General features: G+C 63.9%; 26 protein-coding genes and 1 pseudogene. 11 read left to right on the plus strand and 16 right to left on the minus strand.

Features of this window, described 5'->3' with window-relative positions; genetic code table 11:
- Nucleotides 1-31: 31 nt before the first annotated feature.
- Together hutG and hutI are read right to left on the minus strand one after the other, a co-directional pair.
- Nucleotides 32-859 carry an N-formylglutamate deformylase gene (gene hutG, locus WDO72_19760; GenBank protein MEJ0087911.1) on the minus strand — a complete coding sequence of 276 codons (828 nt, stop codon included), beginning with the start codon at nt 857-859 and terminating at the stop codon, nt 32-34.
- Nucleotides 856-2,064 carry an imidazolonepropionase gene (gene hutI / locus WDO72_19765; protein ID MEJ0087912.1) on the minus strand — a complete coding sequence of 403 codons (1,209 nt, stop codon included), beginning with the start codon at nt 2,062-2,064 and terminating at the stop codon, nt 856-858. The genes hutG and hutI overlap by 4 nt, the downstream gene beginning before the upstream one ends.
- A 103-nt stretch (nt 2,065-2,167) precedes the next feature.
- Here hutI and WDO72_19770 point away from each other — a divergent pair.
- Both WDO72_19770 and WDO72_19775 read left to right on the plus strand, forming a co-directional pair.
- A pseudogene (locus tag WDO72_19770) lies at nt 2,168-2,543 on the plus strand (amidohydrolase family protein).
- A gap of 404 nt (nt 2,544-2,947) precedes the next feature.
- The gene (locus tag WDO72_19775; GenBank protein ID MEJ0087913.1) at nt 2,948-3,367 is read left to right on the plus strand and encodes an Hpt domain-containing protein; all 420 of its coding nucleotides are present in this window, start codon (nt 2,948-2,950) and stop codon (nt 3,365-3,367) included.
- Between the two features lie 54 nt (nt 3,368-3,421).
- On the opposite strand, the gene WDO72_19780 is transcribed toward WDO72_19775, so the two are convergent.
- Nucleotides 3,422-3,937 carry a DUF1993 domain-containing protein gene (locus tag WDO72_19780; protein MEJ0087914.1) on the minus strand — a complete coding sequence of 172 codons (516 nt, stop codon included), beginning with the start codon at nt 3,935-3,937 and terminating at the stop codon, nt 3,422-3,424.
- Between the two features lie 203 nt (nt 3,938-4,140).
- Here WDO72_19780 and WDO72_19785 point away from each other — a divergent pair, with 203 nt between their 5' ends.
- The 3 genes from WDO72_19785 to WDO72_19795 all read left to right on the plus strand — a co-directional run bounded on the left by WDO72_19785 (nt 4,141) and on the right by WDO72_19795 (nt 6,004).
- On the plus strand, nt 4,141-4,803 hold the full coding sequence (locus WDO72_19785; protein MEJ0087915.1) for a glutathione S-transferase family protein: 663 nt from the start codon (nt 4,141-4,143) through the stop codon (nt 4,801-4,803).
- A 123-nt stretch (nt 4,804-4,926) separates the two neighbouring features.
- Entirely contained in the window at nt 4,927-5,295 is a 369-nt protein-coding gene (locus WDO72_19790; GenBank protein ID MEJ0087916.1) for a hypothetical protein, read from the plus strand.
- 10 nt (nt 5,296-5,305) lie between these two features.
- Nucleotides 5,306-6,004, plus strand: a complete 699-nt coding sequence (locus WDO72_19795) for a GTP cyclohydrolase I (GenBank protein MEJ0087917.1) — start codon at nt 5,306-5,308, stop codon at nt 6,002-6,004.
- A 98-nt stretch (nt 6,005-6,102) separates the two neighbouring features.
- On the opposite strand, the gene WDO72_19800 is transcribed toward WDO72_19795, so the two are convergent.
- A complete protein-coding gene (locus WDO72_19800) occupies nt 6,103-7,479 on the minus strand; it encodes a DUF1552 domain-containing protein (protein ID MEJ0087918.1) in 1,377 nt (458 codons plus the stop codon).
- A 1-nt stretch (nt 7,480) separates the two neighbouring features.
- Nucleotides 7,481-9,973, minus strand: a complete 2,493-nt coding sequence (locus tag WDO72_19805) for a DUF1592 domain-containing protein (protein MEJ0087919.1) — start codon at nt 9,971-9,973, stop codon at nt 7,481-7,483.
- A 162-nt stretch (nt 9,974-10,135) separates the two neighbouring features.
- Here WDO72_19805 and WDO72_19810 point away from each other — a divergent pair, with 162 nt between their 5' ends.
- The 4 genes from WDO72_19810 (at nt 10,136) to WDO72_19825 (ending at nt 12,582) form a co-directional block, all read left to right on the plus strand.
- The gene (locus WDO72_19810) at nt 10,136-10,600 is read left to right on the plus strand and encodes a cytochrome c (protein MEJ0087920.1); all 465 of its coding nucleotides are present in this window, start codon (nt 10,136-10,138) and stop codon (nt 10,598-10,600) included.
- Complete coding sequence (locus WDO72_19815; GenBank protein ID MEJ0087921.1) at nt 10,597-11,235, plus strand: cytochrome b/b6 domain-containing protein; 639 nt, start codon at nt 10,597-10,599, stop codon at nt 11,233-11,235. The genes WDO72_19810 and WDO72_19815 overlap by 4 nt, the downstream gene beginning before the upstream one ends.
- A 216-nt stretch (nt 11,236-11,451) precedes the next feature.
- Nucleotides 11,452-11,955, plus strand: a complete 504-nt coding sequence (locus WDO72_19820) for a lecithin retinol acyltransferase family protein (GenBank protein MEJ0087922.1) — start codon at nt 11,452-11,454, stop codon at nt 11,953-11,955.
- A 72-nt stretch (nt 11,956-12,027) separates the two neighbouring features.
- Nucleotides 12,028-12,582 carry a hypothetical protein gene (locus tag WDO72_19825; protein MEJ0087923.1) on the plus strand — a complete coding sequence of 185 codons (555 nt, stop codon included), beginning with the start codon at nt 12,028-12,030 and terminating at the stop codon, nt 12,580-12,582.
- Nucleotides 12,583-12,666: 84 nt separating this feature from the next.
- On the opposite strand, the gene WDO72_19830 is transcribed toward WDO72_19825, so the two are convergent.
- The 7 genes from WDO72_19830 to WDO72_19860 all read right to left on the minus strand — a co-directional run bounded on the left by WDO72_19830 (nt 12,667) and on the right by WDO72_19860 (nt 20,250).
- A complete protein-coding gene (locus WDO72_19830; GenBank protein ID MEJ0087924.1) occupies nt 12,667-13,767 on the minus strand; it encodes an alpha/beta hydrolase-fold protein in 1,101 nt (366 codons plus the stop codon).
- A 54-nt stretch (nt 13,768-13,821) separates the two neighbouring features.
- On the minus strand, nt 13,822-16,032 hold the full coding sequence (gene paoC, locus WDO72_19835) for an aldehyde oxidoreductase molybdenum-binding subunit PaoC (protein ID MEJ0087925.1): 2,211 nt from the start codon (nt 16,030-16,032) through the stop codon (nt 13,822-13,824).
- Nucleotides 16,029-17,000 (minus strand): xanthine dehydrogenase family protein subunit M, encoded by a 972-nt coding sequence (locus tag WDO72_19840; protein ID MEJ0087926.1) that lies wholly within the window; start codon nt 16,998-17,000, stop codon nt 16,029-16,031. Before WDO72_19840 ends, paoC begins: the two co-directional genes overlap by 4 nt.
- Nucleotides 16,997-17,641, minus strand: a complete 645-nt coding sequence (gene paoA, locus WDO72_19845; GenBank protein ID MEJ0087927.1) for an aldehyde dehydrogenase iron-sulfur subunit PaoA — start codon at nt 17,639-17,641, stop codon at nt 16,997-16,999. Before paoA ends, WDO72_19840 begins: the two co-directional genes overlap by 4 nt.
- 75 nt (nt 17,642-17,716) lie before the next feature.
- The gene (locus WDO72_19850; protein MEJ0087928.1) at nt 17,717-18,706 is read right to left on the minus strand and encodes an aldo/keto reductase; all 990 of its coding nucleotides are present in this window, start codon (nt 18,704-18,706) and stop codon (nt 17,717-17,719) included.
- 16 nt (nt 18,707-18,722) lie between these two features.
- Entirely contained in the window at nt 18,723-19,310 is a 588-nt protein-coding gene (locus WDO72_19855; protein ID MEJ0087929.1) for an acyloxyacyl hydrolase, read from the minus strand.
- Between the two features lie 124 nt (nt 19,311-19,434).
- Nucleotides 19,435-20,250: a hypothetical protein gene (locus WDO72_19860; protein MEJ0087930.1), complete on the minus strand. Its 816-nt coding sequence runs from the start codon at nt 20,248-20,250 to the stop codon at nt 19,435-19,437.
- A gap of 272 nt (nt 20,251-20,522) precedes the next feature.
- On the opposite strand from WDO72_19860, the gene WDO72_19865 reads away from it, so the two are divergent.
- Complete coding sequence (locus tag WDO72_19865) at nt 20,523-21,419, plus strand: SOS response-associated peptidase family protein (protein ID MEJ0087931.1); 897 nt, start codon at nt 20,523-20,525, stop codon at nt 21,417-21,419.
- Between the two features lie 16 nt (nt 21,420-21,435).
- Here WDO72_19865 and WDO72_19870 read toward each other — a convergent pair whose 3' ends face one another.
- Nucleotides 21,436-22,068: a hypothetical protein gene (locus WDO72_19870; GenBank protein ID MEJ0087932.1), complete on the minus strand. Its 633-nt coding sequence runs from the start codon at nt 22,066-22,068 to the stop codon at nt 21,436-21,438.
- A gap of 14 nt (nt 22,069-22,082) precedes the next feature.
- Nucleotides 22,083-22,853, minus strand: coding sequence for a hypothetical protein (locus WDO72_19875; GenBank protein ID MEJ0087933.1), 771 nt, complete (start codon nt 22,851-22,853; stop codon nt 22,083-22,085).
- A 129-nt stretch (nt 22,854-22,982) separates the two neighbouring features.
- Here WDO72_19875 and WDO72_19880 point away from each other — a divergent pair, with 129 nt between their 5' ends.
- Nucleotides 22,983-24,272: an MFS transporter gene (locus WDO72_19880; GenBank protein ID MEJ0087934.1), complete on the plus strand. Its 1,290-nt coding sequence runs from the start codon at nt 22,983-22,985 to the stop codon at nt 24,270-24,272.
- Nucleotides 24,273-24,332: 60 nt separating this feature from the next.
- Here the strand turns inward: WDO72_19880 and WDO72_19885 are convergent, their stop codons facing one another.
- Together WDO72_19885 and WDO72_19890 are read right to left on the minus strand one after the other, a co-directional pair.
- Nucleotides 24,333-24,776, minus strand: a complete 444-nt coding sequence (locus WDO72_19885) for a PAN domain-containing protein (GenBank protein MEJ0087935.1) — start codon at nt 24,774-24,776, stop codon at nt 24,333-24,335.
- A gap of 707 nt (nt 24,777-25,483) precedes the next feature.
- Nucleotides 25,484-26,770, minus strand: coding sequence for a hypothetical protein (locus WDO72_19890; protein MEJ0087936.1), 1,287 nt, complete (start codon nt 26,768-26,770; stop codon nt 25,484-25,486).
- Between the last annotated feature and the right edge of the window lies 1 nt (nt 26,771).

Below are 26,771 nucleotides of genomic sequence, written 5' to 3' on the forward strand. Positions count from 1 at the left end.
TCCCCGGATTTTTCGATGCGTGCCATGTGAATCACGCGGATTTTCCAGTCGCGAATGCAATGCAAACGTCGAGAATGTCGCGCAGCGCGACGCGCAGGCGCGCGGCATGGCCGTCGTCGAGCGGTGCCGGCCAGTTCTGCTCGGTGAATGAGTCCGGCTCGTGCAGGTATCCGCGCATGGCAAGTTCCATTTGTACCGCATGGATGCCGCTACGCGGGTTGCCATAGTGGCGCGTGATCCAGCCGCCGCGAAAACGGCCGTTGGTCACGTGCGACATGCCCGACGCTTCGCAAATCCGTTCGATGCCGGAAACGAGCGCCGGGTCGCAGGTCGCGCCGTGGTCGGTGCCGATGTTGAACTGCGGCAATTCGCCATCGAACATGCGTTCGACCCGCGAACGGATGGAGTGCGCGTCATACAGGACCACACTGCCGTGCCGCGCGCCGAGCCGCTGGGTCTCGTCCACCAGCGCCTGATGGTAGGGCCAGAAATATTCCTGCTCACGGCGCTTGACCTGCGCGGCATCCGGCTCCTGACCGGGCAAGTACAGCGGTTCGCCGTCGAAGGTGGTGAGCGGGCACAGCCCCGTGGTGGCGGAACCCGGATACAAGGACGCCCCGGAGGGGTCGCGATTCATGTCGATGACGGTACGCGAGATCGACGTGCGGACGGTGGTGGCACCGAGCTCGTGCGCGAAGTCGTACAACACGTCGACCCAGTAGTCGGCGTCCTTGCGCGCAAGCCAGGGCGATACGAGCTGGCCTTCCAGCTCGGGCGGAATCTCCGTGCCGGTATGCGGAAAACTGATCACCAGCGGCAGATCGCCACGATGCACGGCCAGCCACTCGTGGGCGCTCATTCACCTCTCCAGACGCGCGTCTGCAGGGGGTTCGCGCCCATGCGGTACACCAGCTCCGCCGGCCGGTCGATGTTCCAGATGGCGAGGTCACAGTGTTTGCCGGCTTCGAGCGTGCCCACGCGGTCGGCCATTCCCAGGGCCTGCGCCGCGGCGCGCGTCACGCCGACGATGCATTCGTCCACGGTCATGCGGAACAGCGTCGCGGCCATGTTCATGGCGAGCAGCAGCGAGGTGAGCGGCGAGGTGCCGGGGTTGCTGTCGGTCGCGACGGCCATGGGCACGCGGTGGGCGCGCAACAGGTCGAGCGGCGGTAGTTGGGTATCGCGCAGGAAGTAGAACGCGCCGGGCAGCAACACGGCGACGGTACCGGCCGCGGCCATCGCCTGGACATCTTCTTCATCGGCGTGTTCGAGGTGGTCGGCCGACAACGCGTTGAACTCGGCGGCCAGGCACGTGCCGCCGCTGTTGGAGATCTGTTCGGCGTGCAACTTCACGCGCAGGTTGTTGGCCCGCGCGGCTTCGAACACGCGCCGCGTTTGTTGGGCAGAGAAGCCGATGCGTTCGCAGAACGCGTCCACCGCGTCGATCAGGCCTTCCTGCGCGAGCGTCGGGATGATGACGTCGCAGACTTCGGTGATGTAGTCGTCGGGTCGGCCGGAGAAGGCGGGCGGTGTCGCGTGTGCGCTCAGACAGGTCGTGGTGATCGTGACGGCCCGTTCCGCCGCCAGTGCTCGCGCGGCACGCAACTGGCGGCGCTCGTGCTCGAGCGACAGGCCGTAACCGGACTTCACTTCAACGGTGGTGACGCCTTCGGCGAGCAGGGCGTCGAGCCGTGGCAGCGTCTCCGCCAGCAATTGCGCTTCGCTCGCGGCGCGCGTGGCATTCACCGTGGAAAGAATGCCGCCGCCGCTGCGCGCGATGGCTTCGTACGAAACGCCATTCAACCGCTGCTCGAATTCATGGGCGCGATTGCCGGCGTACACCAGGTGCGTGTGGCAGTCGATGAGGCCGGGCGTGATCCAGCGACCCTGGCAATCTTCGACCTGCAGGGCATCGAGCCCCACGGGCGCATCGCTGGCGGGGCCAGCATAGATAAGGAGTCCGTCGCGGCAGGCGAGCAGTCCGTCGTCGATCGTGCCCAACCCCGGGCGCCCGGGCGCGAGCGTCGCGAGTCGGGCGTTTTTCCAAATGCGGTCACAGCGCATGGCGGCACCTTATAGATGAGTCGTCCGGGCCGCCAGAGTGTCAGGTGCGATTGCCACCCCATGTCCCGGTCATCGCCGTCCGACTCCTGCATGCTTTTCTTCGCTGACGCTGCCCGGCATGTCGAACGTGCACAGCCACGGCTTCCAGCGCGGAATGGCGGCTGACGGAATACCGCGGTCGGGATGCCGACAGCTTCTGGAGCTGGCGCCAGTGCATGTACCGCTTCGTGAATAACAAGACGCCGGACGATCTCGAGGCGATCACGGCGCAGGCGTATGTCGAGATGCTGGAAAGCGGCTTCACGCGCGTCGGCGAGTTTCACTATGTGCACCACGACCAGGCCGGCAAGCCGTATGCAAACGCGGCGGAGATGGCTGTGCGCATCGCTTCGTGAACAACGTGGACGGATTCGCCCGGGCCGCTGCACATACACGCCGCGGAGCAGGTGCGCGAAGTCGAGGACTGCATGGCCTGGTCGGACGCGCGGACTTCATTTCTCTGAATGCCGATTCGCCCATGCTCGCCGGCCGGCGCGTGCTCGCGGGCTGAATTTTCCGCACTTCCGGCGCGCACCAAGGGCTTCTCGCAGAAGCTGTTCGACGGCCATTTTCCGCAGCTTCCCGGCGGCCGGTTTCACGATCCAGTCGCGCCGCGGGGACTAACTATCGATGAAAGCGGTTTCATTGGTTGGTCATGGCGGCGGCCGGCGTCTCCTGGCTCTTCTCCTGGCGCGAAGAGACATGAGAAGCAGCCGACAGATTCGAAACCGGGACTCCACGGAACCGCCACCGGCGCCGACAGTGTTATATGCGGCGTGCGAAACTTTCTTCGCCGTCAGTTGCTGCGCGGCGCAGGGTCACGGTGAGTCCAGGGAGGGTTACGGTGTCCGACACAGGCAATACGACGACGTCGCAGATGTCGCTGCACGCACTGGCGATGCGGTTCCTCACACGGGCGCAAACCGAACTGGCGCAGATGCGTGCCTGCATGCCGGCCGATCCGATCGCGCTCGAGCCATACGCGGTGGCGCAGGTCGAGCGCGTGGCGCACAAGATGTCGGGGGAGGCGGAAGTATTCGGATTCCCCGAGATCAGCGCCATCGCCGCCGCCATCGAGTTGATGGCCAATGGCGGCACGACGCGCACCGTGCGCGAGCGGCTGGAAGTGTTCACCCGGCTGATGGAGCAGATGTCCGCACTCGAAATCTATGTCGAGTACGAGCTGGCCGAAGGAACCGTGCAGGAAGCGGCGGATGGATTGGCGACGTCTTCACTGCCACCCGGCTCCGGCGCGCGCAAATAATGCCCGCGTTTCAGCGAAGCTGACTGGATCGTCCGGCCGTGACCGGCGCGCGGCTCAGGCGGCGGCTGGCGGCCGTTTGGTCTGGGCGCCGAGGTAATCGCGCTTGCCGACGTTGACGCCGTTGTGGCGCAGGATCGCGTACGCCGTGGTCAGGTGGAAGTAGAAGTTAGGCAAGGCGTGCTGGATGAAATAATCCTCGCCCGTCATCCATTCGCCTTTCCAGCGCGGCTGGCTCACGACACGAGTGGCGGCGCCTTCGAAATCCTTCGCGCTGAAAGAGTCCAGGTAGGCCACGATCCAGCGGACGCGGGCCTGCAGCTCCGCGATCGTTTTCTCTTCGTCGGGCTGCGACTCGGCCGGCTTGCCGGTCAGATACGAGGCGGCGAGTTTCACCGTGTCGCAGCAGATCTGCACCTGGCGCGCCAGCGGGAATTGATCGGCCGCGAGGCGCAGGGTGGGGAACACGAGCGGATCGATTTTCTTCGACTCGGCGTATTCGGCGGCGGTCCCCAACCACTTGTCGAGCTGGACCAGTTGTTTCTTGAATTGCGCGAATGTTTCGGTGTACATGGCGCGCGAGCCTACGCGGTTTGCGCGTCATTCGATATCTCCCCGAAGAAACTTCCACGTAAAGGGGACATGCCTATTTAATTTGTGAGCGGTGACATCGGTGGTTTCCTGGCAAACGGTTTGGCCGCCGCTCGGCGGAAGAGAAATGCCCGCGCTTTGAAATAAAATAGGCATGTCCCCTTTTATCCCCGAAGGATGAGCGATTGAAACTGTATTCAGGACCGCTGAGCATGTTCGGCGCCAAGGCCGAGATCGCGCTGCGCGAGAAGGGCCTGCGTTTCGAACTGGAAATGGTTGCCTTCAGCCAGGCGCAGGGTTATTCGCCGAAACATCCCGAGGTGTTGCGCGTCAATCCGAAGAGCCAGGTTCCGGTGCTGATCGACGGCGACGTCGAGATCTTCGATTCCTCCCAGATCTTCGAATACGCGGAGCATCGCTGGCCCAGCCCGCCGCTGTGGCCGGCAACTCCTGCCGCGCGTGCCCATGCGCGGCTGCTCGAGCACGCCTCGGACGAAGTGTTCTTCCCGCACGTCATCCGGCTCATGGGATTACGGGCGAAGCCCGACCCGATCGATTCGCCGGAGTGGATTCAGGCGCGGGAGAGCCTCGAGGGCTACTACGCGCGGCTCGAGCGGTTGTTAGCCGGCCGGGACTGGCTGGCGGGTGACTACAGCTACGCCGACATCGCCTTTTACATGGCGCAGTTCTTTGCGGCCCGTCATACGGTGCCGATGGGGCCTGGCCACCCGGGCCTGCTGGCGTGGCGCCGCCGCATGGCGGCGCGGCCCGCCGTGGCCGCCGTGATAGGCCCCATGGCGGCGTATTTGCGCGGCATCGACTATCCGGTACCCGACTTCGGGGGCTGACAACATTGCAATCGGACTGCAGGCCGGTTCAAGCCGGTAAAAACCCCTGACACAAGCGCCATTTTCAGACGATTCCTGCAAATCGGTTGTACAAGCGGCACCGCCGCTGCCATCCTGAACTCAATGAACACACCTACGGATGATTCGAATACCTTATTGCGGGCGCGCAATCTTCTGCAGTCGGTGCTGCGCGAACACGAAAGCAACGACCCGCGCGGGGTCGATACCGGCACGCTCGCGCGCATGCTCGTACACATGGACAACATCGCCAGGTCGGTCAGCGCCTCGCGCGACGACCACGTGAATGCGTCCAAGCGGCTCAACGATTTCGCCAACACGGTCGAACGCATGGAGCGCATCGCTTCGCAGCCCGGCGCAGTGCGCGCGGATTCGCCGATGGGCATGCTGGTCGCGACGCTGCGCGCCGCAGGTCGCGAATTGAGTAATGCCGGCGAGCCGCCGAGTTGGGCGGGTGGCGCCGCGAGCCCCTGAGTCTGTCGTGGTGACAGACAAACCCGCAGATTCCCGGCCGGTGTCGGAGCGTATCCGCGATCGCCTGATCAAGGAGCAACGGCGATATCACGCCAACGACAACATCTCGGCGTACATCGGGCCCGGTGAGCTCGAAGAACTGCAAAGGGAAGTCGCCGAGAAGATGGCGGGTGTCCTGAGCAGCCTCGTCATCGACGTCGAACACGACCACAACACGCGCGAGACCGCGCGGCGGGTCGCCAAGATGTACGTGAACGAGGTGTTTCGCGGGCGGTATGTGCCGGCGCCGCATATCACCGAATTTCCCAATGCCTCGCATCTCAACGAGTTGATGATCGTGGGGCCGATCACGGTGCGCAGTGCCTGCAGCCATCACCTGTGCCCGATCATGGGCCGGCTGTGGATAGGTGTCATGCCGAACGAGGATTCGGACCTGATCGGCCTGTCGAAGTATTCGCGCGTCGCGGACTGGATCATGTCGCGGCCGCAGATCCAGGAAGAGGCCATCATCCAGCTGTCGGATCTGCTGGTGACCATGGTGAAGCCCGACGGCCTGGCCGTGGTGATGGAGGCGGATCACTTCTGCATGCAGTGGCGCGGCGTCAAGGACACCGCGTCGAAGATGATCAACAGCGTGATGAAGGGCGTGTTCCTCAAGGACGGCGCGCTGCGGCGGGAGTTCCTCTCGCTCATCAACCTCAAGGGGTAAGTCGGTGCGGCGTAAGTCGGTGCCGGGTCGGACTTAGCAAAACCGGCGAACGCCGGTTTTGCTAAGTCCGACCCGGCACCGACTTACGCCGCACCGACTTACGCGAAGCGGCCGGTCGAATCGCCGTGTTTCTCGATGCCTTGCGCGCCCATGCCGTCCGCCATGGAGAGGTAGAGATTCGTGATCGGCGTGGATTCGGCCTTCACGTAGCGGCCGGTCTTGAGTTTGCCGCCGCCCGAGCCCGCAACCACTACCGGTAGATTGGCGTGCGTGTGGCGATTGCCATCGGCATTGCCCGACCCGTACAGGATCATCGAGTGGTGCAGCAGCGACTGCCCATCGAATTCCTTCGTCGCATCCATCTTCTCGAGGAACGTGGCGAGGCGCTGCACGTACCAGTGATCGATCTGCCGCACCTTCTCGATCATCTCGGGCTTGTTCTGGTGATGCGTGAGGTTGTGATGCCCCTCGGCGATACCGATCTCGTCGAAGCTGCGATTGCTGCCTTCGCGCGCGATCAGCAGCGTGGCGACGCGAGTGGAATCCGTCTGGAACGCGAGCAGCAACATGTCGAACATCAGCGCGATGTGTTCCTGGTAACTGGCCGGCACACCGGCCGGCGCGTCCACGTTCGGGTTCTTCACCGCCAGCCGTTCCGAATTCTCGATACGCTGCTCGATCTCGCGCACGCTGGTGAGATATTGATCGAGCTTCGCGCGATCGCGCCCGTCGAGACGTGCATCGAGCTTGTGCGCATCCTGCATCACATAGTCGAGAATCGAGTGCTGCTCCTGCTGCCGCCGCTTGAGGTTGGCGACGCGTTCGTTCGGCGCACCGGCGCCAAACAACCTTTCGAACACGAAGCGCGGATTGTGCTCGGGCGACAGCGGCTGCATCGCCGAGCGCCAGGCGAGGTTGTACACGTACGCGCACGCATAGCCCGAATCGCAATCCCCGGCCTTGCGCACCGCATCGCACGTCAGCTCCAGCGACGAGAACCGCGTGAGGTGCCCAATCTGGTTGGCCACGACCTGGTCGATCGACACGCCGGCATGAATGTCCGAGCCCGCTGTCTTCTTGACGCGCACGCCCGTGAGAAACGTGCCGCCCGCGCGCGCGTGATCTCCCGCGCCGTCGGGGCCAGCCTCCGCGCTTTCATCCGCCAGCCCCGAGATCACCTGGACCTGGTTGCGCACTTTCGCGAGCGGGGCGAGCGTCGAAGACAATTCGAAATTCGTACCCGCATCTCCCGCCGGCCACCACGCACCCGGGATGGTGCCGTTCGGCACATACAGGAACGCCATGCGCGCGGGCACGGTCTTCGTGGCCTTCGCCGCCAACGCGATCGACGGATACATCGACTGCAGCGTGGGCAACGCGACACACGCTCCGAGTCCCCGGAAAAACCCGCGCCGGCTCAGCGAGTCGTGTCGTTCCGCCGCGAGATTCCGGTGGTGCAATGGATTCTTGATCATGTCAGTTGGCCGCCGTGATCGTTGCCTGGGTTCGCATCTTCTGGAAAGGCGCGGATTCGATCACGCCCATCAACATCGCCGAAAACCTGCCGTCGTTCTGATCGAGGCGCTTGACGATCCGGTCGATCGTTTCCACGTCGTAATACTCGGGCCCACGGCCGGTGGCGTAGGTGAGCATTTTCGTCGTCAGCGTACGGTAAAAATCCTCGCGATGCGCGGTGGCGAGTATCTTCTTGAGCTCGCTCACGCTATTGAACTTTTCGCCGGTGATCAGCTGGCCCGGCGCGAGGATGTCCTGCTTGCGCTCCGTATCGCGCCACATGCCGAGCGCGTTGAAATTCTCGAACGCGAGGCCGATCGGGTCCATGCGGTTGTGGCACGACGAACACGCGGGGTCTTCGCGGTGTTTGGTCAGCGATTCGCGCAGCGTCGGCTCACGCCCTTCGTGCGCGACCTCACTCGCCTCGAGCGCGGGCACATTGGCCGGCGGCGGTGGCGGCGGCGTGCCGAGGAAATTCGCCAGCACGAACAAGCCGCGCTTCACGGGCGATGTGCGATCCGGATTGGACGTGACGATGAGCGACGAACCCTGCGTTAATACGCCACCGCGCGGGCTGCCGGCCGGCAGCGTCACGAGGCGCAGCTCGTCACCACTGATACCGGGAATGCCGTAGTGCTTCGCCAGCTTTTCGTTTAGATAGGTGTAATTGCTGTCGATGAGCTCCGTGACGGGCCGGTCGTCCTTCACGATGTGTTTGAAGTAGAGCTCGGTTTCCTCGCGCATCGCCTTGCGCATTTCGCCGTTGAGCTCGATCTTCTTGTCCACGACGCCGTCGATGTGCGCGGCGAGTTTCTTTGCGGTGGCTTCGTCCTGCGCGCGCCATGCCTGGTGCAGCAGCCGCTGGTTTTCCTCCTCGCCGGCGTCGCGAATCAGGATCTCCCGCGCGTTGCTCGAGATACCTTCGAGGTCGCGCGCTTCGAGCCACTGCCCGGTGAAATTCTGCGACAACGACTTCGAACGTTCGTCCGCCAGCATGCGCTGGACCTGCGCGGGCAGATTCGCGCGCAACTCCCCGCGCGCGGCGAGCGCGAGCAGTTCGTCGTCCGGCATCGTCGACCACAGGAAATACGACAGCCGCGAGGCGAGGGAATATTCGTCGACCGGCGCGGAGTGCGCCTCGAGCGGATGCGGCGCGGGCTCTTCGAGCCGGAACAGGAAGTGCGGCGACGACAACACCGCGGCCATCGCCTGCGCGACGCCCTGTTCGAACGTCTTGCCTTTCTGCCGATAGGTGTCTTCGGCGAGCCGGGCAAGGCGATCGGCCGTGTCGTCGGATTTATCCGGGCCCAGCGGCCGGCGGTATGCCTTCGAGGCGAACGCGCCTAACAACTCGCGCGCGTAGGCGAGGCGCTCGGCGCGGCCCGCGGGGATGGGGCGCGGGAAGAACCGGTCGTAGTTCGCGGGCTTGATCCACTGGTCCTTTTCGAGCGGTCCTTCGATCGTCAGCTTGTTGATCGTGAGCCGCGAGGACTTCGGCCCCTTCACGTCTTCACCCGTGCTCGCCTTGCCGTCGTCGAGCGAGGTGAACTCGAGGCTCAGGTCGTGATCGGCCGCGGTCCATTTGTGATCGGACTCGAAGGTGAAGGATTTTTCGTAGAAGTACGCGAACTCCTTGTTGAGCACTTCCTTGCCGTCGATCTTGAAGACGAGGCGGCCGCGATCGGGTACGAACGCAAAATCGCCGCGTACGTCGACGCCGAGCGTCACCTTGTACGAGCCGGCGCCGGGGGTTTTTACCTTGGCGGCCACGCTGCTGGAAGCGTTGTACGGAAAGCGCACGCGGCCGCTCTGTCTTTCGCCGGCGGGTGTTGCGAACGCGGTCGCCGGGACTTCCTGCTCCGCGACTTTGCGATCCGCGATCGGCACGGCATCCGCCACGATGACGGTGGCCGCGGCGACATATTTCTCGACCAGCATCGGCGAGATCGACAGCGCATCGCCGATGTTGTCGAAGCCGAAGCCGGTGTCGTCGGGCGGAAATTCCACCTCGGCGTTGAAATCCACGCCGAGCAGGTCGCGCACGGTGTTGCGGTATTCCACGCGATTGAGCCGGCGCACGGTCACGCGGCCCGGATCCGGATTGTGCGGATCGAGGCGGAAAACGTCGGTCTTGATCCAGCGTTCGAGCTTCTGCTGGTCGGTGGGGCTGAGCCGTGGCTTCTGCTCGGCCGGCATGAGCCCGGAACGCGTATTCACGAGGACGCGCAGCCACAGGTCCTTGTCGAGGATTTGCGCGTTGGATTCGAGCTCGTCGAAGGCGACCTTGCCCTTGTTGTACCCGTCACCGTGGCACTCGTAGCAATGGTCTTCGAGGATCGGGTTGATGGTTTTTTTGTAGGCGGCAACCGCCGAGTTTTCCGTGATTGCAGCGGCCGTTCCGGTGGTAGCGGCGGATGAAACGGACAGCGCCAGCGCCCCCGTCAGAGAAACCACGATTCCAGCGCCCAGAATGGGCTTCAAAGACACCATCGGCCCCCGCTCTCGCCAGATGTAAACGCTCGCATTTTGCGTGTTTTGGACGTGCAGGTCACGGCCAATGTTCCCGAAAAATCGTTTATAAATACGGCCTTCCATAAGCCAGCAAGGGGCCAGCGCATGTCCAGTTCTTTCCATCGCAGCATTCGGCTGCTCGCGATTTCCACGGTCGTCATCGGTGCCGCCGTATACGCGGCGACGCCGGCCGAATTGCAGAAAGCGCGTCACGAACATTACGAAGAGCTGGGTGATGCATTCAAAGCCGTGCGCGACCAGAGCAAGGCGTCGCCGCCCGATTTCGCGGCGCTGCTCAAGGCGGCCGAGACCGTGCAGAAGGCGTCGGTCAATCAGCAGCAGTGGTTTGCGAAAGGCACCGGGCCCGAGGCTGGCAAGACGCGCGCGCTGCCGGAGATCTGGACCAAGCCGGCGGAGTTCGAGGCCGCGCAGAAGTTGTTTGCCGATCGCGTGCCGGCGCTGGTCGCCGCAGCGAAAGCCAAGGACGTCGAGGCCGTGGGCGCGGCGTTCAAACAAGTCGGCGGCTCCTGCAAAAATTGCCACGACACGTTCCGCTCACCCGAGGAATGAATCGCGTCCGGGTCTGGGACGTCCCGACCCGACTCATTCATTGGCTGATCGTGCTGCTGGTCGCGGCGTCCTGGTGGACGGGCGAAACGGGGCGCATGGACTGGCATCGGTACAGCGGCTATCTGCTGCTGGGGCTCGTGGGTTTCCGCGTGTACTGGGGCTTGTTCGGCGCGTCGACCGCGCGGTTCCGCCAGTTCGTGCGCGGGCCGCGCGCCATCTGGGGTTATGTGCGCGGGCGGTGGGAAACGCTGCCCGGGCACAACCCGCTCGGCGCGGTGAGCGCCGTCGTGCTGCTGGCGCTGCTGTTCGCACAGGTCGTGCTCGGGTTGTTTGCCGTCGATGTGGATGGCATCGAGTCCGGTCCGCTGTCATCACACGTGAGTTTCGCGGCGGGGCGCCTCTGCGCGAAGGTGCATCACCAGGTGTTCAACCTGCTGCTCGCGCTGATCGCCGTGCACATCGTCGCCGTGCTGTTCTACGTGCTCGTGAAGAAGCAGAACCTGATCGCCGCCATGTTCCATGGCAGGCGTGAGTACGCGCAGGATCTGCCGCCGGTTGTGAATGCATCGAAGGTGCGGCTGATCGTGGGCGCCATCGTCATCGCCGCGCTGACATGGTTCATCACGCGAGAGTGAGAGTGGTGCCGGGGTGCAATTCTCGTAATTAGCTCACCGCTCGCGAGTGCTGGGCTAATTACGAGAATTGCACCCCGGCACCGCTTCTCCTACGTCAGTGCGCGCGTCGCGCGGTTTTGTCAGCGTATATCCCCCATTCGAAATGGCGAGTTTCGGCGTCTGGAGGCGGCGGCGCCGATGGGAGCGCGATCTCGGCCGAGGTCTAATAACCTCAAGATGAATTCCAGCAATGCGCAAGGTTGGCCCGATCGGAAGCCCCGGCGGCTCGAGCAGTACGAAGAGCCCGCACTGGGCGCACACCTCGTCACGCCCTGGATGGGTTACGCGCACCACGGCATCTATGTCGGCGGCGGCAAGGTCATTCACTACGGCGCGTTGATGTACGACATCATCCGCAAGCCGGTCGAAGAGGTGACCCTGCAATGTTTCGCGGGGGGACGGGCGGTGTTCGTGATCGCGCATGCCGAGGCCTGCCTCGATACCCGGGAAATCATCCGCCGCGCCCGCTCGCGGCTCGGCGAGAAGAAGTACCGCCTGCTCACCAACAACTGCGAACACTTCTGCGAGTGGGCGTTGCACGGCGTGGCGCGCAGCTTCCAGGTCGAAACCTCGCTGGCGTTCCCGCGCCTGGTCGGCGAACGGCTGCAGCGCGCCGTGTCGCGGCTCCTTCGACGCCTGGTGTTCGTCCGCCGGCCAGCCCGGATTCGTATCCAGAAGTAATTCGTACCCCCGGATGCAACCTCCGGCCCTCTTGGCGCGTCTCACCAACGGGACGTTCGACAGGGAGTGCTCATGAACAGGTTGCAGCGCAGCGTTGCCTTGGCATTGCTGATTTTCCCCGTTGTCGCCGCCGCGCAGACCGTGCGCCGGCCCGACTGGAAGATGTACGGCTACGACGAGCGGGTGCTGACCCACGGTGACGACTGGGCGGACAGCAAGCCGATGTTCTTCTACTACCTCAGTTCCGGGATCTCACGGCTGAGCGATGGCCACCTGCTGGTGACCACCCAGGATGTCAGTGCGTCGGCATTGAAGCCTATCGATGCCGGCAGCAAGGCCGCGATCCGGCGACGCGCGGAACTGCGCATTGCGAGCGGTTACGAGCCGCCACTCGCGCGCCTGATCGCTTCCGTCGAGGAAAGCCGCGAGCTCGTCGCACGCAACGAAAGGCTGGCGACTGGCGATCTCACGGCAACCGGTTCCCACACGTTGTACGAGATCGACTGCGAATGCCGCGTGCTGAGATTGCGCCGGGACGATCTCATCCAGTCCTGGCAGGACGCGCCGCCGGATACGAGCCGCGGCGCCTTGGTCAAGCTGGCCTGTGCCGCGGCAGAGGGCGGGTGATCGGCTAAGTCGGTGCCGGGTCGGACTTAAGAGATTTGGCCATTGCGGCCAAATCTCTTAAGTCCGACCCGGCACCGACTTAGCTCACCGCCAGACCCACTCCAGCGCCTGCGGCAAGGTCTGCTCCCGCACCTTGCGATCGCAGTGCCCCGAATCCAGCGCGTAGCTGTACTGGTAGTGGTAGCCCTTGTTCTTGAGCACGGCCGCCATGCGGTGGTTAGCCGTCACCCAGTCGTGCATGTCGTCGCGCATCACGTTCGGGTTGAACAGGTCGCGATCGCCGACGTGCATCCAGATGCGGATCGGCTTCACCTCGCTCGCGGCGATCAGCTTCTCGTGATAGTCCCAGGCGCCACCCGGGGTCTGCGGATTGAACGGCCACTGCTGGTTCACGAACGTACCCGAATAACTGATCACGCGGTGGTACCACTCGGGGTGATACCACGCCATCGTGAACGCCGCCGCGGCGCCGGAGCTGCAACCCATCGCCGCGCGGCGGTCCGGGTCGTTGCTCAGCTTCACGCCGTAATTCTGCTCCACGGCGGGCAACACTTCCGTCTGGATGAACTCGGCGAAGCGGCCTGACAAGGTGTCGTACTCCAGCCCGCGCTGATGCCCCTGCGCATCGCCGCCGCCGTTCTGGATCATCACCGCGATCATCGCCGGCACGCGCTTCTGCGCGATCAGGTTGTCGAGAACCGTGGGCAGCGTTTTATCCGGCTCGCCCATCTTGGGCCCATCGTGGACCACGATGAGCGGTGCACCTTGCCCGCGTTTGTACTGCGCCGGCACATACACGGTGATCGCGCGCGTCCACGGCTGCTCGTGCGTCTCCACGATCAGCGTCCGCGGGTTGGCCGGATCCACCGTGCCAAACTTCTCGCGCGCAATGGCGACCGGATAGATCTTGCTGTCCTTCGACTCCATCGTGAACTGCCGCACCGACCCCTGCGGCACACCTGCCACGACGGTGAGCTCCGGCGGCGCGAAATACGTCGGCCCAATGACGAAGTCACCCTCAGCGTCCAACGGCGCGTTGCGCCCCATCACCGTGAACTTCGGTGCACCGGGCCCATCGACCGGGCGCGTGGGCGGAGTGGGGCGCGCGGTTTGCGCCATGGCGAGCACGGCTCCAAACAACCCAACGACAGCCGCGACAAGACGAACCGACAACGTGTGCTGCATGGATCCCCCGATCGTGAGCCGCGATCCTAACGCGCGCCCGGCAATCAGGCCACGTCAGGCGGAAGCAATCGGCGGCAACTTGTCCAGCAGCTTGTCGAGCGTGATCGGATAGTCGCGCACCCGCACCCCCGTGGCGTTGTAGATCGCATTGGCGACCGCACCCGCCGAACCGCAGATGCCGAGCTCACCCACACCACGCGCCTTCATGGGCGAGGACATCGGGTCCGTCTCATCCAGGAAGATCACCTCCTGGTGAGGGATGTCCGCATGCACGGGCACTTCATAACTCGCCAGATCGTGATTGACGAAAAACCCCGCGCGTTTGTCGATCGCAAGCTCTTCCATCAACGCCGCGCCAGCGCCCATCGTCATGGCGCCGATCATCTGGCTGCGCGCGGATTTCGGATTGAGGATGCGGCCTGCGGCACACACCGCGAGCATGCGGCGGATGCGCACTTCTCCGGTGGCGGCATCGACGCCCACCTCGACGAAGTGTGCGCCAAAACTCACCTGCGCCGTCTTCTTGTCGAGATCGCCGAATTCGATCGCATCTTCGGCGACGAGCCCCGACGCTCCCGCGACTTCGCCGAGTGCCACGCTCCTGCCACCCGCAAGAATCTTCCCGTCTTCGAACACCGCCTCCGCGGCATTCATTCCGGCCTTCTGCGCGACGGCTTCCCGCAGTTTCACACAGGCCGCGTACACGCCCGAGGTGGAACTGTTGCCGCCCCACTGACCGCCGGAACCCGCCGACACCGGAAACGTTGAATCTCCGAGGCGCACAATTACCTTGTCGAGCGGCACCCCCATCATCTCCGCCGCTGTCTGGCCGATCACCGTATAACTACCGGTGCCGATATCGGTCATGTCCGTTTCGACGGTGACGACACCATTGGCATCGAGCCGCACACGCGCCGAGGACTTCATCACCGGGCTGCCGCGGAACGAGCCCGCGACGCCCATGCCCAACAACCAGCGCCCGTCGCGCACCTTGCCGGGCAACGCGTTACGTTTGCTCCAGCCGAAGCGTTCCGCCCCCTGGCGCAGGCACTGCGCGAACTTGCGCTGCGAGAAGGGCCGTCCCGGTTTTTCCGGATCGTCCTGCGTATCGTTCATGAGGCGCAATTCGACCGGATCGATCCCCAGCTTCTCCGCCAGCTCGTCCATCGCGATTTCCATCGCCATCGAACCGGGTGCATCGCCCGGTGCGCGCATCGCGTTGCCTTCGGGTAGATCGAGCACGGACAGCCGCGTCTTTGTCATGCGATTCGCACCCGCATAAGCGATGCGCGAGTACAACGTGCCGGCCTCGGGTGAGCCGCCCGGCTGGTCGCCGGACCAGCATTCATGTCCGAAGGCGGTGATCTTGCCGTCCCTGCCGGCGCCGATGCGGATGCGCTGGATGGTCGCCGGCCGGTGGGTGGTGTTGTTCATCATGAGCGGCCGTGGCAGCGCCACTTTCACGGCGCGTTTCGCCGCGCGGGCGCCGAGCGCAGCCAGCAGCGCTTCGGCGCGCACGAACAGTTTCCCGCCGAAGCCGCCGCCGATGTACGGCGAAATCAGCCGGACGTTTTTCTTCGGGATGCCGAGTGTCTTCGCGACGTCGCCCGTGCTCCAGTCGATCATCTGGTTCGAAGTCCAGACGGTGAGCTGATCGCCGTTCCACGCTGCCATGGACGCGTGCGGCTCCATCATCGCGTGCGAATGGTCCGGCGTGGTGTACTCGGCGTCTAGTTTGACCGGCGCCGCGGCGAAGGCGCCGTCGAAATCGCCGAGCGCGGTGTCGGGTGGATCGCCGTAAAGATCTTTCGCAATACCGTTGTCCTTGACCTTCGCGAGCTCATACGAACCTTCGCTCTTCGCATACCTGACGCGCACCAGCTGCGCGGCCGCGCGCGCCTGTTCGAACGTCCGCGCGACGACCAACGCAATCGCCTGGTGGTAATGCTGGATCTCCGGACCGCCTAACAACCGCACCGTATTGAAGTTGCCCTTGTCGAGTTTGCCGGCGTTTTCCGCCGTGACGATGGCAAGCACTCCGGGCGCGGCTTCGGCCTCGCTCACGTTGAGCGAAGTGATGCGCCCCTTGGAAATGGCGGCAGCGACGATGTATCCGTAGGCTGGATTACGCACCGCATCGTGACGCTCGTACGCGTAATGCGCGGTGCCTGAGACCTTGAGCGGCCCCTCGATGCGATCGGTGGCCTTGCCGACTACCTTGCCGCGGTCGATGGGATTGCTGGTGGCGGGAGTGTCGAACTTCATGACTGCGCTCCCTGATTGTTTGCCTGAGCCTGCGCCAGCACCGCGCCGAGCGTGCGCTCGACCAGCGTGAGCTTGAAGGCATTGTCGTGCGTGGGCCTGGCATTGGCTAACAACCCGGACGCGACGGCTTTCGCGCCGCGCGGCAGATCCGCCTCGGCCGCCTCGACGCGCCACGGCTTGTGGGCGATGCCACCCACCGCCACGCGGCCCTTGCCGTCGGGCTGCAGGATGACGCCGATGGACACCAGCGCAAACGCGTACGAGGCGCGGTCGCGCACCTTCTGATAGACGTGTACGCCGCCCACCGGCTTCGGCAACGTGACGGCTGTGATCAGCTCACCCGCCTGCAAGGTGGTCTCGACGTGCGGCGTATCGCCGGGCAGCCGATGGAACTCCGCGATCGGTATGGCGCGCGTCGTGCCCGCGGCATTCACAGTCTCGACGGTGGCATCGAGCGCACGCATCGCCACCGCCATGTCGCTCGGATGCGTGGCGATACACGCGTCGCTCACTCCGACCACGCCAAGCTGACGGCTCACGCCACCGAGCGCGCTGCAGCCGCTGCCGGGCTGGCGTTTGTTGCACGGCTGATTCGTGTCGTAGAAATAGGCGCATCGCGTGCGCTGCAGAAGGTTGCCTGCAGTGGTCGCTTTGTTACGCAACTGGCCGGAAGCGCCGGCCAGCAACGCGCGCGAGAGCAGGGCGTAGTCGCGGCGAATGCGGTTGTCGGCGGCCAGGTCGGTGTTGCGCACCAGCGCGCCGATGCGCAGGCCGCCCTCAGGCGTCGCTTCGATCTTGTCGAGCGCGAGGCCGTTGACGTCAATCAGGTGTTTCGGCGTTTCGATCTCGAGCTTCATCAGGTCGAGCAGGTTGGTGCCGCCGGCGATGAACTTCGCGCCGGGGTTACGCGCGGCGGCCGCGGCTGCCTGGGCCGGCGTAGTGGCGCGTTCGAAGGTGAAAGCTTTCATGCCTTGCTCCCGGCGCTTTCGGCGACCTCGACGATGGCGTCGACGATGTTCGAATACGCGCCGCAGCGGCAGATGTTGCCGCTCATGCGTTCGCGCAGTTCGGCGCCCGAGAGGATCGGGCGTTCGGTGAGATTGCTGGTGACGTGGCTGGGGATGCCGGCCTGGATCTCACCCAGCACCGCGACCGCGGAACAGATCTGCCCGGGCGTGCAGTAGCCGCACTGGAAGCCATCGTGTTTGACGAAGGCGGCCTGCATCGGATGCAGCTTCGCGGGAGTACCGAGGCCTTCGATGGTGGTGATCTGGTCGCCGTCGTGCATGACCGCGAGCGTGAGGCAGGAATTGATGCGCCGGCCGTCGACGATGACGGTGCAGGCGCCGCATTGGCCGTGGTCGCAACCTTTCTTCGTACCGGTGAGCTGCAAGTGCTCGCGCAGCGCGTCGAGCAGCGTCGTACGCGTGTCGAGCTTGAGGGGCCGGGGTTTGCCGTTGACGTTGAGCGTGACCGCCGAGAGGACCGGGGCGTCGGCCGCGCCCGCCTGAGCGCGTGCCACCATCGGTACCGCGGTGGCGGCCGCGGACGCGGTGCCCACCTTCAACAAGTCACGCCGCGAAAGTTCGAAATCGCCGGGACCAGCCATGGGGATGCCTCCAGTGGAAGTCCGGAAGCGTCCGCCGGCCGCGCATCGATTGCAATCGGAATCTGCCGATAGGCTTCAGCGCCCGACCAGCTTTTGCAGATGCTCGGGGTATCGGGCGCCTTGCACCGTCACCGCCGCGGCCGCGTCATCGATTTCCTGCAGGTCAGACGCGGATAACTCGACGGCCGCGGCGCCGAGATTTTCTTCCAGGCGATGGACCTTGGTCGTTCCGGGGATCGGCACGATCCAGGGCTTCTGCGCCAGCAACCACGCCAGCGCCAGCTGCGCCGGCGTCGCGTTCATGCGCTTCGCGAGGCCTGCAAGTACATCGACCAGCGCCTGGTTGGCCTGCAGCGCTTCCGGCGCGAAACGCGGTACGACGCTGCGGATGTCCGAGCTTTCGAATTTGCGGTTCGGATCGATGGTGCCGGTGAGAAATCCACGGCCCAGCGGGCTGAATGGAACGAAGCCGATGCCAAGCTCCTGAAGTGTCGGGAAGACCGTGGTCTCCGGCTCGCGCCACCACAGGGAATATTCGCTCTGCAGCGCGGTCACGGGCTGCACGGCGTGCGCGCGGCGGATCGTCGTGGCGCTCGCCTCCGACATGCCGAAGCATTTCACCTTGCCGGCGCCGATGAGTTCCTTGACGGTACCGGCGACGTCTTCGATAGGCACCGCATCATCGACACGGTGTTGATAGAAAAGATCGATGACGTCGATTCCGAGGCGCTTGAGCGACGCATCGCAGACGGCGCGGATGTGCTCCGGCCGGCTGTTGAGTCCGTTTTGTTTGCCGTCCGCCTCGATGCCGAAGCCGAACTTTGTGGCGATCTTCACCTGGCCTTTGAAGGGCGCGAGCGCTTCACCCACCAGTTCCTCGTTGGCGAAGGGTCCGTAGACTTCCGCGGTGTCGAACAGGGTGACGCCGAGTTCCACGGCGCGGCGGATGAGCTGGATGCATTGTTGTTTGTCAGCCGGCGGGCCGAGACCCGAGCTCATGCCCATGCAGCCGAGCCCGATGGCAGAAACTTCGAGGCCGCTGCTTCCGAGAGTTCGCTTCTTCATGGCTCCCGCACCCGTTTCAGAACTGATAGGAGAATCGCAGCTGCGTGAAGTTCTCGCCGGGATTCGGGCTGTCGATGCCGGCGTTGGAGAAGTGCTGGTAACGCAACGCGATCGAAGAGCGCTGCTCGTTGTCCAGGATGCGGCCCACCGCCGCGTGATCGCCGAAATTGAACTTGGTGCTGAAGTGTTTGCGGTCTGTCAGGTACAGCGGCGCGATGTAGTTGGCGCCGATGCCGATCTCGGTGAACCAGCGTCCATCGCCGGCTGTCGGGTATAGCCGCAGCACGGGCGTGGCGCCGACCTGGGTGAACCACTGCGAATCGCGGCTGGCGGCGATGTCGTGCTGCCAGCGGCCCACCGCGACTTCCGTGTAGCCCGTCAGCCGGCCGATCGACAGCTGGCGCTGCCAGTTCCAGTCCCATGCGGCACCGACGGTGTATGCGTAGGTGTCCGTGTCGCCCGAACCCGCCTGGACGAAAAACGACGAGGGCACCCAACGGTTCTGCCTGTCGCGGTCATGCGGCGCACCGAACGCGATGCTCGATACCAGGATGAGCAGGACGAAAGTGAGACCGGCGAAACTGCGTTTGGGGGCGGGAGACATGATCGAAACCTTTGGAGCTCGTGCGAACAAGGATGCCGCTGCCGGCGAAAAACCTCATCCGCCATTAGAGGTAGAAACGCATGGCTCAAAGGATGAGAAATCTTCACCAGTGGTTAGCTGGCCTTCACCGCCGATCGGTCAGCGCGTGGAACGGCAGCAAGGGTTTCGCCGTAAAACCATAACTCGGCTGAAACGACACGTGCGTGACGCCCGGCACCCGGGCCCATCCTTCCACGTCTTCCGCGGTGCGGCTGACGACCAGCACGCGTCGATGCCCTAGATTGCCGAACGGCCTGCCGGCGTACTTGATGTGCCAGTCATTCAAGGCCGAATGCTCCAGCACGACTCCGTCGACGTACTGCTCGCCCGCGGAACCCATCGCGTCGTCGCGATGCCATACGTTGTTGGTGACTACGATGAACTTCGGGTTGATCTCCCGCCGCGCCGCATCGATACGGCGCACCAAGTCTATGTTCCCCTCCGTCCACGCGTCTTGTTCATCCTTGCTCCAGCCGCGCCAGTCCGCCAGCTTCGACCACAGGCGGGCGCCGATGTTGTCGAGGAACACGCCGTCGACCTTGCCTTCGCGCATCAGGTTCTCGACATACGCAACCACATTGTTAGACCAGTCCGATCCGGCACGCATGTCGGTCATGTGCGTCCTGGGCCAATTGATGCGCTGTCCCGGGGTCGGGTATGGCCACAGCGGCACGCGTTCGCGGCCGCCGTTGTAGAACCCTTCGTTCAACTTGCAGGGGATACGGTCGTAGACTTCGATCGGATTCAGATAGGCCAGCACTTCCGCGCCGGCGTCGCGCGCCGCCGCAATCTGCGGGTCGTAACGGTTGCAGTTGCCCGCGACGATCAGTCCGCCCGGTTTTGAATAGGCGTCGAGATTCTCGAGGCTTTTGCCCCAGAAGAATGCGAGTGGATTGGCCATGTGGGGAGCAGGGGGCTGCCCCGCCGCATACACGATGGCAGAGGCCGCCAGTCCGAGCAAAACGAGAATCGATCGACGCAAGCCGCGCATGGTGTCTCCGTGTGGGCACGAAGGATGCAAAGCGCCCTGCGACGGGCGAAGCGGCCAGCGAATCGATTTGCCGTAGGACCCGTCCGAATGCGTGGCGCCGGGGTGCAATTCTCGTAATTACGTCGCCGCTACACCGGCACAATCCCCTCATGTGTTATTCCGCCCAGATCCAGGCGTCGTACATGAAATACCTCCGCGAAACCGGCGCGGAGATGGACATCGACCAGTTCGTCGAGATCTTCGGCGCGCGCGTCTCGGACACCAGCATCCGCATCCCCCGCGCCGTCGAGCGCTGGTTCGACGAGCCAAAAACCGACGCCCAGCGAAAGATCAAATCGCTGATCGACGACTACCGCGCCACCGAAACCGCCAAGCTCGAACGCGAGGTCTTCGCGCAGAAGAAGCGCCTGGCGGATGCCGAGCGCACGCTTGCGTCCAAACCCACGAAGGCGGCGGCCGAGAGCCACCGCATTGCGACCAACAAGATCGACAGCGCGCTGACCTGGCTCGAACGCCTCAAGGCCACCAAGCCACACGTCGCCGAGTCGCGCATCTTTCCGCTGCACTACGCACCGCTACTCACGCAGGAGGGCGCACGGCGCGTGCTGCGTCTGGCGCGTTACCACTGCCGCAAGCCCGGCGAACCTGCGTCCATCGACCGGCAATTCCCCGGCCTCTACAACGCGCGCCGCGACAGCCTCGGCAAGTACTGGAAGGACCAGTTCGGCGCCACGCACGGCGTGATGCTGGCCGAATCGTTCTTCGAGAACGTGGACCGCAACGGCAAGAACGAAGTGCTGCACTTCATCCCCAAACCCGCAGGTACGATGCTGATCGCCTGCCTCGCCGCGAAGTGGTTAGACGCGAAGGGCGGCATCCCGCTCCTGTCCTTCGCCGCGATCACGGATGAGCCCCCGGCGGAAGTCGCGGCCGCCGGCCACGACCGCATGGTCATCAACCTCAAGCCGGAACATCTCGACGCCTGGCTCAATCCGCAAGGCCGCTCGCCCGATGAACTCCAGGCGATCCTCAGCGACCGCCAAACGCCGTACTACGAACACGAAGTGATGGTGGCATGAGCGGCTCGCCAGCGTCCTACGGCTTCAGCTGCTCGAAGGATTTCCTCATACCTTTGCAGCCCTGGTCGGCGAGGAAATAGGCTTCCAGGACCGGCGGCCGCGGCGGAATGGGATACCCATTCTTCTCCGCCTCCGCCGCCGTAGGTAGATAGTCCTGCGCCGCCGCGGCGATGGCCGCGGTCTCCGTATCGGAATACGCGCTCATGACCCCCTTCATGCAGGAGCAGTAGTGGGGCACGTCGAGATCGGCCAGCTTGAACCTCTTCGGGCAGTCTTCCCCATACATCGCTTGCATCTGCTCGGCGGCGCATTTGTCGATGACATCGGCGTTGAACAGTTTCAACACGTCTTCTTCACTGACGGGCCGCTCCAGATCTTTCGCCGGGGTCCTGGCCTTCAGTGCCTCGAGCTTGGCCGGAATGCAGACGCACAGACTCTGCACGGCGTCCTTCAAGGTGTATCCGGTGAGCGGATCCGATTCCACGATGAACGTCTTGAGCTGTTCCTGAACGGAGGCGCATTGGGTTGCGATATCCGCCGTATAGATACGGAACTCGTCCTGCAGAGTGTTGTCGTCCCGCGCCTGCGCGGCGGAGCACGCGGCGATGGCAATAGTTAGCAGAAAACTCCAGAACCGGTTTGTGTTCATGAGATACCGTTCCATCAATGGTTGGTACGCGGATGTGCGCCGGCTTTCTGCGGCAGCAGGAGTATCAACGCTAACATCGCGGCAGCCAATACCGCCGACGCCACCGGCCGGCTAAGCGCCAATCCGCCGAGATCGACGGGCTTGTCCAGATAGTCCCCCACGGTCGCCCCGAGCGGCCGCGTCAGGATGAACGCGAGCCAGAACAACATCACATGCGACACACGGGTCCAGTAGTACGCGGCCGCGACCAGCGCGAGCGCCGCGCCAAATACCAGCGCTGCGCCGGTGTAACCCAGCCCCGTGTCGTCGGCCATCCAGTCGCCGAGCGCGGTGCCGAGCGTCTGCGAAAAGGTGATCGTCGCCCAGTAGAACGCTTCGACCCGCGGCGAGCTGACCCTGTCTACCGACACCGAACCTTCGACGCGATACCAGATCGCGAGGCAGGCAATCACGCACCCCAGCAGCAGCGAGGAGCCGCCGGCGTAGCCGATGCCGAGCGAACGATCGGCGAAGTCCGCGAGCGTGGTGCCGGCGGTCGTCGATGCAACAATCGTCGCCCAGTAGAGCAGAGGGTGAAAAACTTTCGCGCGGATCTGCAGGATCACGAGCACCAGCAACAACGCCAGGAAGATGATGCTGCCGGTCAGGTAGCCGAGATCCATCGTCATCGTGACCGTGTCACCGCCGGTTTCCCCCAACGTGGTGGCGAGGATCTTGGTGATCCAGAAGCCGAGCGTGACCGCGGGGACTTTGGCAAGCGTCGATTTATCCAGCGTCACGTCGATGAGCCTCGAGGGTTGTCGTTCGGGGATTCGAAGTAGGACGGCGCGCGGGCTGCCTATCAATCGAACGTTTTGGCAAAAGGAGTCGATTCCGGCGGCTGTCTCGGCAGGTTTGTCTATGATGTTGCCCCGATGCACCAGCCAACATCGTCCAGCGACATCGAGCGCCTCTATTCGAAGGTGACCCGGCGCATTGTGCCGCTGTTGGTGCTCGGCTATATCGCCGCGTATCTCGACCGTGTGAATGTCGGATTCGCGAAGCTGCAGATGCTCGAGGATCTGAACTTCAGCCAGACGGTCTACGGCTTCGGCGCCGGTATCTTCTTCATCGGTTATTTCCTGTTCGAAGTGCCGAGCAACATGGTGCTCCACAGGATCGGTGCGCGGCGCTGGCTCGCGCGCATCATGATTTCGTGGGGGATCATTTCCGCGTCGATGATGTTCGTCTCCACGCCCGCGAGTTTCTACGTGCTGCGGTTCTTGCTAGGCGCAGCAGAAGCCGGGTTTTTCCCCGGCGTCATCTACTACCTGACACAGTGGTATCCCGGCGCGCGCCGCGCGCGAATCATCGCGCTGTTTATGACCGGCGTGGCCATCTGCAGCTTCGCCGGCAGTTTGATTTCGGGTGCCATCATGCAGATGTTCGATGGCGTGAGTGGATTGGCGGGGTGGCAGTGGCTGTTCCTGCTCGAGGCGCTGCCTGCGATCGGCATCGGTGCGTATTACCTCGCGCGGCTTACGGACAACATCGAGTCCGCTTCCTGGCTCAAGCCCGAAGAGAAGCGCGTGCTGGCCTCACAACTTCTTCATGAAGAAGCTGGAAAGAGCGAAGGCACGTTCAAGACCGCGTTCCGCGATCCACGCGTGTGGTTGTGCTGCCTGATCTACTTCTGCTGCGCATCTGGACTTTATGGACTGAGTTTCTGGTTGCCGACGATCGTTGCGGATATGGGCGTCAAGAATGCGTTCGAAGTTGGAGTGCTTACCGCGATTCCGTATGCCGTGGCGGCAGTCGGCATGGTGCTCGTGGGACGTAGCTCGGATCGGAGCGGCGAGCGGCGCTGGCATTTCGCGGTTCCGGCGGCGCTTGGCGGACTCGGCTTGATAGTGAGCGTGCAGTTCGCGCACGTTCACGTGATTGCACTCGCTGGGCTTACGCTTGCAACGTTCGGCGTACTTTCAGCGTCGCCGATGTTCTGGAATTTCCCGACGGCGTTTCTGAAAGGCGCGGCCGCCGCGGCGGGAATCGCGATCATCAATTCGATCGGCAACCTGGCGGGATTTCTGATTCCGTTCGTCGTTGGCTGGATCAAGGACGCGACGAACTCGACGGGGAACGGGATGTATCTCATCGCGGCGTTGCTGGTCAGCGGCGCGATCCTGGCGCTCGTTGCAAAATTCCCCAAGGCCCCGGATAGCTAGCCGCTGGGCGTACGCGTGCGTTCGCCGCTGGCGGCGCTGCCGCCGGAACCGCCGGTAGCGCTACTGAGCGAGGCGCCGCGCCGAGATCATGTCACTCGACTGCATGGGCGTTCCGATCTTGTTCTTCACCCAGCAGCGCTGCTGCGACTTGATGAAAGTTACGGCGACGCAGCGATTGTCGTTGTAGCAGATGTTTGAACACTGCTCTGCTGATGAGGAAGGCTGGTCGTACAAGTCGCCCTGGTTGTAGGAGATCCCGTTTTCGAGAGGCCCCATCGTTCCGGCGAACGTCGGTCCGCTCGATACCGGATCGGGCGCGGGCGGATTCATCGATGCGGGCTGGGATGCGACGGGCCGTTGTTCGGGCGTTATCTGCGGCTGATTGATGGGGTGCCGCATGGCGACGATGATGCCGGTGATTGCGGCGATGAGCGCGGCAGTGCCTGTGAGAATGCCGGGGAGAGTCGACCAGAATCCGCTTTTACTTGAAGAGGTGTCGGCCATCGGTCGAAGCCTGCGCGAGTGGGTGAGGGTGCCCGACTGTAGCGCGCAAACACAGGTGGCGAAATTGGCTCCCTGGGTTGGCGCCACGAGAGCGGCCTAACTGCTTGACGCGAATGAAGAAGCCGGCGGCGCGTGGAGCCAACTACCCCTGCTTGTACCCCAAAGTGCAGGAACTGCGGCGCGTTGCACACTTTTCGTGTCGTACCGTGCCAAGAGGTGCCCGGCGAAATTGTACCGAAGTGAGGAAGTAAAGGAGAACCCCGTGGTTTACGGAGACTCGCCTTCTGCTGGAAACACTCCCCCCACTCCCTTTCGCAGCGGGCGCGGGTCGGAAATGTTTTTTGTTAGGTTGCATTTACTGCCCCTGGTGCAGTGGCCTGTTGCAATGGCCTTTACGGCCTCTCTAACGACGCTGCAGCCGACGTTCGCAGGGCCATGCAGGACGGGGTGCGGTTGAGTTGCGCCGGCCGTGCCGCATGGCAGGGGTTTACACGGGCACACCTAACAAGGGAACACTGTTCCTCCTTCTGTGTGTGTGTGAAATTTCTCTAAAGGAAAAAGGTTAGAGAGGAAGTGAGCTACTGGCCCTGTCTGCACAGGCTCGCCCTGGCGGGCTCGTGCCATTGGTAGGAACACGGGAGGAGGTAGGAGCAGGAGAGGAGGACCAAAGGCTCTTGGTAACAGGGTGCAGGTGGTCTAACGACGGCTCACACAGTGCCAGTGGGTGCCAGCTCGTTCACGCTTTCGGTGCGCACGGACACTGGCAGCTCCATGCCCAGCATGTCCCGGGCCGTCTCCACCATGACCCTGGCCACCTGGTCCACACGGCTCCTGGGTACCAGCACCGCGTCGTGAATGCCAAGGGCAGGAACGCCAGCGGCTTTGAGCCGTAGCAGGAGCTTGACCATGAGGTCACTGTCCACGCGGGCCAGCTCATTGCCCAGTGTCGAGCCAAAGGCACCAGCAGCCTGCAACGCCGGGTGGCGGGCTCGAATGCTCGCGTAGACCGTGGCCGCCTTGGTGCCCGGTGGAAACAGGCAACTGTCCTGTACGTCGTTCGGTAGGTGAAGGCCACGGGCACCACTGAGTAGCGACAGCGTGCACTTCTTGTAGCCGTCTCGGTGCTCCTCTGGACAGCCGTCAGGTAGGTAGGGGTCCACGTTGGCAGCGAACGTCCAGGCGGCACCGACGTGGCGGTAGGCCAGGCGCAGGTACTGGGCCGTGAAGTCCACCTCTGCCACTGGTTCACCGGCCAGCAGCACGTTGGCACGTCGCTGTGCCTTCTCCATGTTGACCCACCAGGCACGGTAGAGACGGCCGCCCTGGTCGAAGGTGCCGCCGTTGAAAATGCGCAGGCAGTGGGTGTGCTGCATGGTGGCAATGCGGAGGAGCATGCCGCTGGGCGAGGGCACCAACCACGCATGTGTGCCGGCGAGCCTCACTCGCAGCGAACGCCACCACGCGTTTAGCTCCACCATTTCCCGCGTCATGGTTTCGGTGACCGCTGTCGCTGTGAAGGGCAGCACCGTTGGTTGCCCGTGCTCGTTCTTCTCGCCGCGCAATTCAAGGCAAGCCTGGTGCTCGACCTGGTACAGCACCGACAGCGGTAGCGGCCTGGGCAGCATGTTGAGCAGCTTCGCCGTGGGCGTGACAGTCGAGTAAATGCCGTGGGTGTTGGGAGTGAGCAGGCCGCACCGTTCCGCCGCGTCGAGGCAAGCGGCGAGGTGGGCACCGTACACCACCGGGTCCACCACCTCTCGGTGTCGGTGGCGACGTACTGCCAGGGCGTGACCGGGTGCCACCAGGTGCGCAGCCGCGACGTTGGCTAACAAACATTCGACCGCGACGCCGTACCGCTGGGCGTCCTCTTCACGACGGCGACGGCCTCTGGACTCAGCGGCCTGCAAAGTCGCCGACAGCGAGCGCAGGGTACTGGTGCGCAGCCAGGCACCAGGAGCAATTCGCCAGTGCGGGTCGAAGGCAACGGGGAGCATG

It is taken from the genome of Pseudomonadota bacterium (genome assembly GCA_037200975.1).
Lineage (GTDB): Bacteria > Pseudomonadota > Gammaproteobacteria > Steroidobacterales > Steroidobacteraceae > CADEED01.

Bases quoted from the DNA above. Each gene is read 5' to 3' on its own strand.
- hutG (MEJ0087911.1), bottom strand. From the start codon at position 859: ATGAGCGCCCACGAGTGGCTGGCCGTGCATCGTGGCGATCTGCCGCTG.
- hutI (MEJ0087912.1), bottom strand. From the start codon at position 2,064: ATGCGCTGTGACCGCATTTGGAAAAACGCCCGACTCGCGACGCTCGCG.
- WDO72_19780 (MEJ0087914.1), bottom strand. From the start codon at position 3,937: ATGTACACCGAAACATTCGCGCAATTCAAGAAACAACTGGTCCAGCTC.
- WDO72_19790 (MEJ0087916.1), top strand. From the start codon at position 4,927: ATGAACACACCTACGGATGATTCGAATACCTTATTGCGGGCGCGCAAT.
- WDO72_19800 (MEJ0087918.1), bottom strand. From the start codon at position 7,479: ATGATCAAGAATCCATTGCACCACCGGAATCTCGCGGCGGAACGACAC.
- WDO72_19810 (MEJ0087920.1), top strand. From the start codon at position 10,136: ATGTCCAGTTCTTTCCATCGCAGCATTCGGCTGCTCGCGATTTCCACG.
- WDO72_19815 (MEJ0087921.1), top strand. From the start codon at position 10,597: ATGAATCGCGTCCGGGTCTGGGACGTCCCGACCCGACTCATTCATTGG.
- WDO72_19820 (MEJ0087922.1), top strand. From the start codon at position 11,452: ATGAATTCCAGCAATGCGCAAGGTTGGCCCGATCGGAAGCCCCGGCGG.
- WDO72_19825 (MEJ0087923.1), top strand. From the start codon at position 12,028: ATGAACAGGTTGCAGCGCAGCGTTGCCTTGGCATTGCTGATTTTCCCC.
- WDO72_19830 (MEJ0087924.1), bottom strand. From the start codon at position 13,767: ATGCAGCACACGTTGTCGGTTCGTCTTGTCGCGGCTGTCGTTGGGTTG.
- paoC (MEJ0087925.1), bottom strand. From the start codon at position 16,032: ATGAAGTTCGACACTCCCGCCACCAGCAATCCCATCGACCGCGGCAAG.
- WDO72_19840 (MEJ0087926.1), bottom strand. From the start codon at position 17,000: ATGAAAGCTTTCACCTTCGAACGCGCCACTACGCCGGCCCAGGCAGCC.
- paoA (MEJ0087927.1), bottom strand. From the start codon at position 17,641: ATGGCTGGTCCCGGCGATTTCGAACTTTCGCGGCGTGACTTGTTGAAG.
- WDO72_19850 (MEJ0087928.1), bottom strand. From the start codon at position 18,706: ATGAAGAAGCGAACTCTCGGAAGCAGCGGCCTCGAAGTTTCTGCCATC.
- WDO72_19855 (MEJ0087929.1), bottom strand. From the start codon at position 19,310: ATGTCTCCCGCCCCCAAACGCAGTTTCGCCGGTCTCACTTTCGTCCTG.
- WDO72_19860 (MEJ0087930.1), bottom strand. From the start codon at position 20,250: ATGGCCAATCCACTCGCATTCTTCTGGGGCAAAAGCCTCGAGAATCTC.
- WDO72_19865 (MEJ0087931.1), top strand. From the start codon at position 20,523: ATGAAATACCTCCGCGAAACCGGCGCGGAGATGGACATCGACCAGTTC.
- WDO72_19870 (MEJ0087932.1), bottom strand. From the start codon at position 22,068: ATGAACACAAACCGGTTCTGGAGTTTTCTGCTAACTATTGCCATCGCC.
- WDO72_19880 (MEJ0087934.1), top strand. From the start codon at position 22,983: ATGCACCAGCCAACATCGTCCAGCGACATCGAGCGCCTCTATTCGAAG.
- WDO72_19885 (MEJ0087935.1), bottom strand. From the start codon at position 24,776: ATGGCCGACACCTCTTCAAGTAAAAGCGGATTCTGGTCGACTCTCCCC.
- WDO72_19890 (MEJ0087936.1), bottom strand. From the start codon at position 26,770: ATGCTCCCCGTTGCCTTCGACCCGCACTGGCGAATTGCTCCTGGTGCC.